This is a genomic window from Corallococcus sicarius (assembly GCF_003611735.1).
Classification (GTDB): domain Bacteria; phylum Myxococcota; class Myxococcia; order Myxococcales; family Myxococcaceae; genus Corallococcus; species Corallococcus sicarius.
Genome location: NZ_RAWG01000355.1, coordinates 1 through 9,156, shown reverse-complemented (window position 1 = coordinate 9,156; position 9,156 = coordinate 1). Strand labels below are relative to the sequence as shown.

7 protein-coding genes are annotated in these 9,156 nt (G+C 70.1%); 2 read left to right on the top strand and 5 right to left on the bottom strand.

Annotation, left to right across the window (positions count from 1 at the left end; translation table 11 throughout):
• Both D7X12_RS35390 and D7X12_RS35385 read right to left on the bottom strand, forming a co-directional pair.
• Positions 1-499 (bottom strand): hypothetical protein (locus tag D7X12_RS35390; RefSeq protein ID WP_120629621.1); only part of this gene is annotated, 499 nt, incomplete at its 3' end.
• 116 nt (positions 500-615) lie between these two features.
• Positions 616-2,178, bottom strand: a complete 1,563-nt coding sequence (locus D7X12_RS35385) for an acyl-CoA carboxylase subunit beta (protein WP_120629620.1) — start codon at positions 2,176-2,178, stop codon at positions 616-618.
• A 167-nt stretch (positions 2,179-2,345) separates the two neighbouring features.
• Here D7X12_RS35385 and D7X12_RS35380 point away from each other — a divergent pair, with 167 nt between their 5' ends.
• Together D7X12_RS35380 and D7X12_RS35375 are read left to right on the top strand one after the other, a co-directional pair.
• Positions 2,346-3,500, top strand: coding sequence for a site-2 protease family protein (locus D7X12_RS35380; protein ID WP_120629619.1), 1,155 nt, complete (start codon positions 2,346-2,348; stop codon positions 3,498-3,500).
• Between the two features lie 162 nt (positions 3,501-3,662).
• The gene (locus tag D7X12_RS35375) at positions 3,663-5,996 is read left to right on the top strand and encodes a PAS domain-containing protein (protein ID WP_244224972.1); all 2,334 of its coding nucleotides are present in this window, start codon (positions 3,663-3,665) and stop codon (positions 5,994-5,996) included.
• 56 nt (positions 5,997-6,052) lie between these two features.
• On the opposite strand, the gene D7X12_RS35370 is transcribed toward D7X12_RS35375, so the two are convergent.
• From D7X12_RS35370 to D7X12_RS35360, 3 genes are all read right to left on the bottom strand, one after another.
• On the bottom strand, positions 6,053-6,631 hold the full coding sequence (locus D7X12_RS35370; protein WP_120629617.1) for an imm11 family protein: 579 nt from the start codon (positions 6,629-6,631) through the stop codon (positions 6,053-6,055).
• Positions 6,632-6,634: 3 nt separating this feature from the next.
• Positions 6,635-7,222 carry an AHH domain-containing protein gene (locus tag D7X12_RS35365; protein WP_244224971.1) on the bottom strand — a complete coding sequence of 196 codons (588 nt, stop codon included), beginning with the start codon at positions 7,220-7,222 and terminating at the stop codon, positions 6,635-6,637.
• Between the two features lie 512 nt (positions 7,223-7,734).
• Positions 7,735-9,117 carry a hypothetical protein gene (locus tag D7X12_RS35360; protein WP_120629616.1) on the bottom strand — a complete coding sequence of 461 codons (1,383 nt, stop codon included), beginning with the start codon at positions 9,115-9,117 and terminating at the stop codon, positions 7,735-7,737.
• Positions 9,118-9,156: the final 39 nt, after the last annotated feature.

The following is a 9,156-nucleotide window of genomic DNA, read 5'->3' as shown; positions in this document are numbered from 1 at the left end:
CCACCGGCTTGCCATCCGGGCCGAAGTCCACGGCCGCCGCCAGCAGGTTGCGCGCCGCGTTCCCGCTGAAGAGGCGGGCCAGCGTCGTCGTCTCGACATCCAGCCAGCGCGCGGCCTGGCGCAGCACGTCCAGGTACTCGCCCTCCATGGCCTTGGGCGGCCGGCTGGGGGCGGCCATGCAGACGCGGGCATAGCTGTGCTCGCGGTCCACGTACATGCCCATGGAGCGGTCGCGGAAGTCCTTGGACAGGGCCTGCGTCATCGCGTCCAGGTGCTCCTCGGGGGAGGAGACCTTGCCGGACGTCTTGCCGGACACGAGCGGGATTTCCGCCACGTGCCAGCCGCCGTCGGCCAGCGCGTCCGGACGCGCATCCACCCACTTCACCTCCGGGGTGGGCAGCTCCAGGCCCTCGCACACGCCCTTGAGCGTTTGACGCAGGGCGGTGAGATTACCTTCAACGTCGGAGAGGAAGAGGACAAGGCGTCGCTGCTGGGACACGCGGGGGGCTCCTTGGGTGGCCCCGTGAAAGCCCCGGCGTTACCCGAGAATTTCCAGAAGTGTCCACGCCCGCCTGCTCTCCTGGCGAAAGAGGGCGGGCGGGCCGGCGGCGGGACTCAGAGCGGGATGTTGCCGTGCTTGCGCGGCGGGTTGTCCTGGCGCTTGTCCTTGAGCATCTCCAGGGCGCGGATGACCTTGGCGCGGGTGTCCTCCGGGCGGATCACCTCGTCGATGTAGCCCAGCTCCGCCGCCTTGAACGGGTTGGCGAACTTCTCCCGGTAGTCGTCGGTGAGCTTCTTGCGCTCGGCGTTGGCGTCCTGGGCCTTCTGGATCTCACCCCGGAAGATGATGTTCACCGCGCCCTCGGGACCCATCACGGCGATTTCAGCGGTGGGGTACGCGTAGTTGATGTCCGCGCGGATGTGCTTGGACGCCATCACGTCGTAGGCGCCGCCGTAGGCCTTGCGCGTGATGAGGGTGATTTTGGGGACGGTGGCTTCCGCGTACGCGTAGAGCAGCTTGGCGCCGTGGGTGATGATGCCGCCCCACTCCTGGTCGGTGCCGGGCAGGAAGCCGGGCACGTCCACCAGCGTGAGCAGGGGGATGTTGAAGCAGTCGCAGAAGCGCACGAAGCGCGCGGCCTTCACGCTGGCGTCGATGTCCAGGCAGCCGGCGAGCACCGCGGGCTGGTTGGCGACGATGCCCACGCTGCGCCCGTTCATGCGCGCGAAGCCGACGACGATGTTCCGGGCGAAGTGTTCCTGCACTTCGAAGAAGTGCTTCTGGTCCACGATGGCCCGGATGATCTCCTTGATGTCGTAGGGCTTGTTCGGGTTCGCCGGGACGATGGTCTTCAGCGACTCTTCGGTGCGGAACGCGTCGTCCTCGCACGGCTGGACGGGCGGGTCCTCCTGGTTGTTGGAGGGCAGGTACGAGAGCAGCTCGCGCGTCATCGCGATGGCGGCCTGCTCGTTCTCCGCGGCGAAGTGGGCGACACCGGACTTCTGGTTGTGCGTGAGCGCGCCGCCGAGGGCCTCCTTGGAGACCTCCTCGTGCGTCACCGTCTTGATGACGTCCGGCCCGGTGATGAACATGTACGACGTGTCCTTCACCATCATGATGAAGTCGGTGATGGCGGGCGAGTACACCGCGCCGCCCGCGCACGGCCCCAGGATGAGCGAAATCTGGGGCACCACGCCCGACGCCAGCGTGTTGCGCAGGAAGATGTCCGCGTAGCCTGCGAGGCTCTCCACGCCTTCCTGGATGCGCGCGCCGCCGGAGTCGTTGAGGCCGATGACGGGCGCGCCCACGCGGGTGGCCAGGTCCATGATCTTGCAGATCTTCTGCGCGTAGGCCCCGGACAGCGAGCCGCCGAAGACGGTGAAGTCCTGGGCGAAGACGAAGACCTGGCGACCTTCGACGGTGCCGTAGCCGGTGACGACGCCGTCACCGAGGATCTTCTTGTCGCCCATGCCGAAGTCGTGGCTGCGGTGGGTGACGAACTTGTCCAGCTCGCTGAAGGAGCCGGGGTCCAGGAGCAGGTCGATGCGCTCGCGGGCCGTGAGCTTGCCGGCCTCGTGCTGCTTGGCGATGCGCTCGGTGCCGCCGCCCTGCTCGGCCTGCTTCTCCATCTGCTGGAGACGTGCGCGGAGAGGATCCTTCTCGGGGGTTGCGTCCATGGGACGGCGCTCTAACACGATTGGAGGGGCGGTCGCAGCGCTTCCCTTGCCACCGGCGGGACGGGCGGACGGGCGGGCTTCGTGTGCACTGGGAGGGGGCCAGACAGAAGTTCAGGATTTCCAACACCGGGCCCGTGACGGGTCCGGACGGGAAGCGGGAGGCGACGATGCGTGCGCGGCCGGGGGCACTCCAGGTGGGCTCATTCCGGGGGGTGCCCATCCGCATCCACTTCTCGTTGTTGCTGGCGCTGCCGCTGCTGGCGTTCTCCTTCGCCGGGACGTTCCAGCAGGCGGCGGGCGCGGCGGACGTGCCGCCCGGCAGCCTCCCCGGACATCCCCTGATGTGGGGGCTGGTGGTAGCGGTGGGGCTGTTCGTGTCGGTGCTGCTGCACGAGATGGCGCACACGCTCTATGCGCTGCGCCATGGCGGAGAGGTGCACGGCATCACGCTGATGATTGTCGGGGGCGTGTCGGAGCTGGCGGAGGTGCCGAAGAAGCCGCGCGACGAGGCGCTGATGGCGCTGGTGGGGCCGCTGACGAGCCTGGGGCTGGCGGTGGTGCTGGCCAGTGCCACGTGGCTGCTGAAGGGCCTGGGCCTGTTCCCGTTGCAGTTCGCGGGCTTCACGCTGGCGATGCTCAACGCGGTGCTGGGGGTGTTCAACCTGCTGCCTGCGTTCCCCATGGATGGGGGGCGCATCGTGCGCGCGGCGCTGACGCCCCGGCTGGGGGTGCTCAAGGCGACGCGGGTGGCGGCGCTGCTGGGGCGGGCGTTCGCGGTGCTCTTCGGCGTGTGGGGCGTGGTGGCGCTGAACCCGTTCACGCTGGTCATCGCCTTCTTCGTGCTGATGGGCGCGGAGGCGGAGTCGAGGCAGGTGCGGATGCGGGTGGTGCTGGAGCACGTGCGGGTGGCGACGCTGATGACGCCGCGCGCGGTGGGCGTGGACCTGGACCTGTCCATGGCCGACGCGCAGTGGGCGCTGCGGCGCGAGCACACGCAGATGCTGCCGGTGACGAACGGGGGCCATCCGGTGGGGCGCGTGTCGTGGGCGTCGGTGGAGGCCATCCCGGAGGACGAGCGCGCCGGGTGCATGGTGCGCGAGGTGATGGAGGACGGCGTGGTGGCGGAGCTGTGCGAGGACGGGTGGACGGCGCTGCGGCGGATGGCGGAGGCGGGGGTGCCGCTCCTGGCGGTGGTGGACGAGGAGGGGCTGCTCGCGGGCACGCTGGACTGGAACGACCTGCAGCGCGGGATGACGCGCGCGGAGCAGGAGCTGGAGCGCAAGGACTCGCGGACGGGGTGGCCTCGCGAGCGGCCGGCATGAGCGGCGCCTGCCCGGCAGGCGGGCGTGGCAGGAGTGGGACTGTCGCAACGGTCGCAATGGCGGTGCGGGGCGAATAGGTTGGCCGGTGATGACACCGCCGCCCCGGGAGACAACGCTGGCCGCAGGCACCCGCGGAGCCCCCGCCGTGGCCGGGGAGCGGCCGTGAGCCCGGCCGTGAACCCGCTCGCGGAGCTCATCGAGGCGGAGCTGGAGCCGCTGGTGGGGCACTGGATGGAGCAGGTCCAGGCGCGGCTCGTGCCAGACGCGCGCATCGGTCCGGAGCTGCGCGACCACATCCCGGAGGTGCTGCGCGACCTCAGCTCCTGCCTGCGCCGGGGCGCCGTCCCGGAGACGATTCCCATGGCGCGGGAGCACGGGCGCCAGCGCCACCGCATCGGCTTCAGCCTCAAGGCGCTCGTCAGCGAGTACAACCTGCTGAGCGACCTCATCCTGGACCGCGTGGAGGCGCGCGGCCTCGCGGTGACGTTCTCCGAGATGCGGATCTTCTCCCGCTTCTTCTCCACCGCCATCGCCGAGGGTGTCGCCGAGCACCATGCGCGCGGGGAGGCGCTGGTGGTGAAGCTCGCGGAGAGCGAGGAGCGCCTGCGCCTCGTGGTGGCGGGGCTGGACGCGGGCAGCTTCGGCCTGGACCTGGCCACCGGACAGGGGGAGGCGGACGCCCGCTTCCGGGAGGTCCTCGGCCTGCCAGAGGGCGTTGCGTTCTCGCTCGAGCAGACCGTCCGCGCCTGTCACCCGGAGGACCGTGCGCGGCTGCTGCTGGCCATTGAAGAGGCCTCCCTGGGCAGGAACCAGGGGTTCTTCCGGGTCGAGCACCGGCTGCTGCCCTCCCTGACGGGGGCGGCCCGGTGGGTGGAGTCGCGGGGACAGGTCACGTTCGGCCCCGACGGCAAGCCCGCGCGCCTCTTGGGCACCGTGGTGGACGTCTCCGTGCGCAAGCGCGCGGCCAGCGAGCGCGAGAAGCTGCTGGATGAAGTGGAGGCCGCGCACAACCGGCTGCTCAGCCTCTTCGAGAACGCCCCCGCCTTCCTCGCGCTGTTGCAGGGGCCCGAGCATGTGTACAGCGTGGTGAACACGCCGTATCAGCAGCACGTCGGCGCCGGGCGCAGGCTGGTGGGCCTCCCGGTGGCCCAGGCGCTGCCGGAGCTGGTGCCGCAGGGGTTCGTGGAGCTCCTGGATGGCGTCTACCGCACGGGCACGCCGTACATCGGGCGCGAGGCGCTCGTGCGCTTCGACCGGACGGGCCAGGGCGAGATGGAGGAGGCGTATGTCGACTACGTCTACCAGCCGCTGCGCAACGCCCAGGGGCAGGTGGAGGGCATCGTCGTCTTCGGCCTGGAGAACACCGAACAGGTGAGGGCCCGCCAGCGCGTGGAGGTGTTGTCGCAGAAGGTCCGGGCGAGTGAGACGCAGCTGCTCCAGGTGACGGACGCCATCCCGGTCCTCGTGTCGCTGGTGACGGCGGACGAGCGCTACGGCTTCGCCAACAAGGCTTATGAGGACTGGTTCGGCCAGTCCCGGGAGCAGCTGCTCGGGCGCTCCCTCCGGGAGGTTATCGGGGAGGCGGCGTACGCCGTGATGGGGCCCTACGTGCGGCGGGGCCTGGCCGGGGAGAGCTTCTCCTTCGAGCAGCACGGCGTGCCCTACCGCTTCGGGGGCACGCGGGACGTGAGGGTGACGTACAATCCCTACCGGAACGCGGATGGGAAGGCGGATGGCTTCGTCGCGCTGCTGCAGGACATCACGGCGCAGCGCCAGATGGAGGACGCGCTCAAGCGGCAGACGGAGTTCGAGCAGCACCTCATCGGCATCGTGAGCCACGACCTGCGCAACCCGCTGGGCGCCATCCTGCTGGGGGCCACCGCGATGGCGCGGCGCGAGGACCTGGACGAGCGCAGCCGCAAGAGCGTGACGCGCATCCAGAACGCGGCGGAGCGGGCGTCGCGCATGGTGAAGGACCTGCTGGACTTCACGCAGGCGCGCCTGGGGGGCGGCATCCGCATCGAGCGGCGGTCCGCGGACCTGCACGAGCTGGCGCGCGGCGTGGTGGACGAGGTCGAAGCGGCCTGGCCCACGCGGGAGCTGCGGGTGCTGCGTTCAGGGGAAGGGCGGGGGCAGTGGGATCCGGACCGGCTCTCGCAGGTGGTGCAGAACCTGGTCACCAATGCGCTCAAGTACAGTCCCGAGGACACCCCCATCCAGGTGGAGACGCTGGGGGCGGAGGACGCGGTGACGCTGTCGGTGCACAACCACGGCACGCCCATCTCCTCGGAGCGGCTCGACTCCCTCTTCCAGCCCCTGCAGCGGGGCACGGCGGAGGTCGACCGCGCGGGCCGCAGCGTGGGGCTGGGGCTCTACATCGTGCGGTCCATCGTGGAGGCCCACGGGGGACACATCGTGGTGCGCTCCACCGCCGAGGAGGGCACCACGTTCACCGTGCGCCTGGCGCGGCTGCCGGCGCCTGATGCCGGGGATTGATGGGCGGCGCCTCGTTCAGGAACGGGTGTTCGAGCTCGCGCGGCTCGAGGAGCCCGTCACCTGAAACCGGATGAATCGTTCCACTCCGCCACGGGGATGAAGCGGAGCCCCTCCGGAGGGGGCGTCAGTTCCAGCACGCGGTCCACGACGGAGCGGTGGAAGAGGTACACCACCGACTCCGCGAGGCGGAAGGCAAGCCGCTCCTCCAGCGGCACCTCGTGGAGCACTGCCTCGTCGAGTACGAGCCTGTCGAGGCTCAGGATGACTTGCCCGATGCCCGTCTCCTCGAAGATGGAGCGCTCCCGGTCCATACAGCGAATCGCCCGCCACATGTGGACCAGCCAGTAGCGCAGCACCGCGTCTCCGACCTGGACATCCGCGGGCACAAACTGGACGCCCTGGAGCTGTGCCGCCTTGAGCACGGCTTTTAGCCGGGAGGACACAACGGGCGTCGGCAGGCTGTGGTGATCCACCATGACCGGCTTGGAGGGCACGGGCTCGCCGAGCTTCAGCTTCACCGGCTCGCGCTCTTCCACCGGGCGCCCCTTGCGGAACGCCAGGGCTGACTGGTCCCATGCCAGCAGCGGGTGCTGCTGGGAACGTGCGCGCAGAAGGACGAAGTACTCGCTCTGCATGACCTACGCCCCTACCTGGAGCAGTCGGCGAAGGAGCGGCGCCCCGGTGCGCCTGTGCCGAGATCCATGCTGGCGGCCGTGCGGGCACGCGCGGCGTGGCTTGTCCTGGAGACTCCTCGCTCCGGCGCAGCCCACGCCCCCCGGCAGGTAATCCTGGCCGTCACTCGTAAGCGTCCAGCGCCAACTGGCCACCCTCCCGAGAATCTGGCGGGAGAGCAGGTCCAGTTCTCCCGTGAGGCTCGCAGGATTCGAACAGTAGCGGCCCTCGGAGACGGACTGGGCGAACCCCTCCAGCAGGTGCATCACCGCCTCTGGGTACGCCAGGTCCATGTCGAACGCCCTGCCGCCGGCATGGGGGCCCACATGGACGGGCACGTGCAGCTCGCACGCGACGGCCAGCACCATGGGAAGGATGACGCCATTCTCCTTGCGGTTGATGTCGTACCCGGACTCCCGGCAAAAGCGCGCCCAGTCCTCATCGTCCGCCATGGCCTCGGAGCAAATGAGGTGGTGCGCGGCGATGGACCAACGCCCGGTGTACCAGGGGTGCGTGCCGACCTCCTCGCCCGCGAGGATGTTGTCCCGCAGCACAGTTGAGCTGCCAATGTGGCTGCCCCACTGCGGAGCGAATGGATGCCCCGGCTTCCCGCAGTATTCGCACGGGGGCCTCTTCACGAGCTTCGGCCCGTCGCCAGGCCCGGACTGGAGGAACATGACGCGACGGCCACGGATGCGGACGGGCATGCGAGCAGCATACCCCCACGCCTCCCGCGCCATGAACTGTCCCACAGGGGCGCCAGAGTTGTACTTCAGGACATTTCGGCCCAATGCCACCGCTCAGGCTGCGCGGCCCGGCCCCTCGCGCAACGCCTGCTCCAGTCGGCGTGCTGCCGCCTCGCAGCAGGGATGCGGGTGAGGACGGCGCTCTGGCGCTTCTCGGTGAGTGACCGGCGCTTGGAGCACCTAACAAAAGTCCCTTCCGAGGGGGCCTTCCCCCGGGGAGAAGGCACCAGTCCTTACTTTTGTTAGGAGTTCTAAACACAGCGGCCCGCTCCAGGAACTCCTGGGCGGGGCCGTTTGGCGTCGGAGATTCTTGTTGAGCGTCAGGGCTTCGCCGGCAGCGTCCAGTTCACCCAGAAGCGGTGCGCCCCGTTGGGCGCGCTGTCGAGCGACCCGGTGATGCGCTCGCTCTTGGCGAGCAGCGGCCCCAGCTCCGAACTCGCGGCGAACATGCCCGCCAGGCGGTCGTCGCCCATCACGTCCATCAGCGACACCTGTGACAGCGCGCGCGCCACCTTCTTCGGATCCAACGTGAAGTCCACCGCGCGGGCCAGCGGCGCGCCCTTCTCCGGCAGTGACGCCAGCACCGTCTGCGTCACCGTGGAGTCATTGCCGAACACCAGGTGCCTGCCCTTGAGCCGCACGTAGACGCTGCCGCCCTTGGCCTCCATCGTGTAGCCGTCTTCCAGCGCCTTCGCTCCCGGGAACTTCGCTAGCGGGGCCAGCGCCGCCTTCACCGCCGCCGGATCCAACACCTCCGCCGCCAGCGCCTGCTTCGCGGCGAAGAAGCGCACCTCCGGCTTGCGCAGCGAACCCCGCACGCTCACCGAATCCACCCCGAACAACAGATGCCCGGTGAGCTGCTTCGCCAGCGCGTCCGTCACGCCCTTCACCTGATCCGCCGGGCACGTGGGACACACCGTCTGCACCGCGTCCCGCACGGAGCCCACCGCCTGCGTCACCCCCGTGGGCGCCACCTGCGCGCGCGCGAACAGCAGGCCCGCGGGCGCCATCGCGCCGTAGGGGCTCGTGCCCTGGGACTGGAAGGGCGGCAGCGGCAGCTTCGTCGCCGTGCCCTCCACCTTCAGCCCGTTGGCCGTGCCGTCCAGCCCGAACACGCCCTGCTGCGTGGCCACGTACAGCACCCCGGGCACCGCGCCCATGCGCGCGTCCGCGGCCGGCGCCTTGAGGGCCACCAGCTTCGCCGCCTCCTTGCGCAGGGCCTCGTCCGACTCCGTGGTGCTCAGGAAGGAGCACGCTTCAGCGCCCTTGATGACGTAGCCCGCGAAGCTGCCCATGCCCGTGGACGCGCGCAGCGTCGTCACGCCCTTCACCGTGCCCGCCTTCACGTCGCCGTTGCGCGCGAGCACGTTCGCGGTGGCCTCCTGGAACACCTTCGCGTCCTTCACGCGCGTGCAGGAGAGGCGGCCATCCTGGCGCATGGACACGGACAGGGGCCCCGTCGCGTCGATGCCCAGCTCCGCCAGCGACTCCGGCCGCGTCACGTCGATGGGCAGGAACGGGTGCAGCTCCCCGCTCCACGACGCGGGGTTGAGCATCTGCGAGGACGCTCCCGCCCGCGTCATGAACGCGGTCAGCCCCTGGAGCTTGTCCAACTGCGGGATGTGGAGGACCGTCACCGTGGAGGCGGCGACGCGGGGCGCGGGTGCGGCCGCCAGGGTGGCGGCGAGAGCGAGGGCGAGCATCCCCCCAAGTGAGAGCACCCCACCGCCCCTGTCAAGGCG

Bases quoted from the DNA above. Each gene is read 5' to 3' on its own strand.
- D7X12_RS35385 (WP_120629620.1), bottom strand. From the start codon at position 2,178: ATGGACGCAACCCCCGAGAAGGATCCTCTCCGCGCACGTCTCCAGCAG.
- D7X12_RS35380 (WP_120629619.1), top strand. From the start codon at position 2,346: ATGCGTGCGCGGCCGGGGGCACTCCAGGTGGGCTCATTCCGGGGGGTG.
- D7X12_RS35370 (WP_120629617.1), bottom strand. From the start codon at position 6,631: ATGCAGAGCGAGTACTTCGTCCTTCTGCGCGCACGTTCCCAGCAGCAC.
- D7X12_RS35360 (WP_120629616.1), bottom strand. From the start codon at position 9,117: ATGCTCGCCCTCGCTCTCGCCGCCACCCTGGCGGCCGCACCCGCGCCC.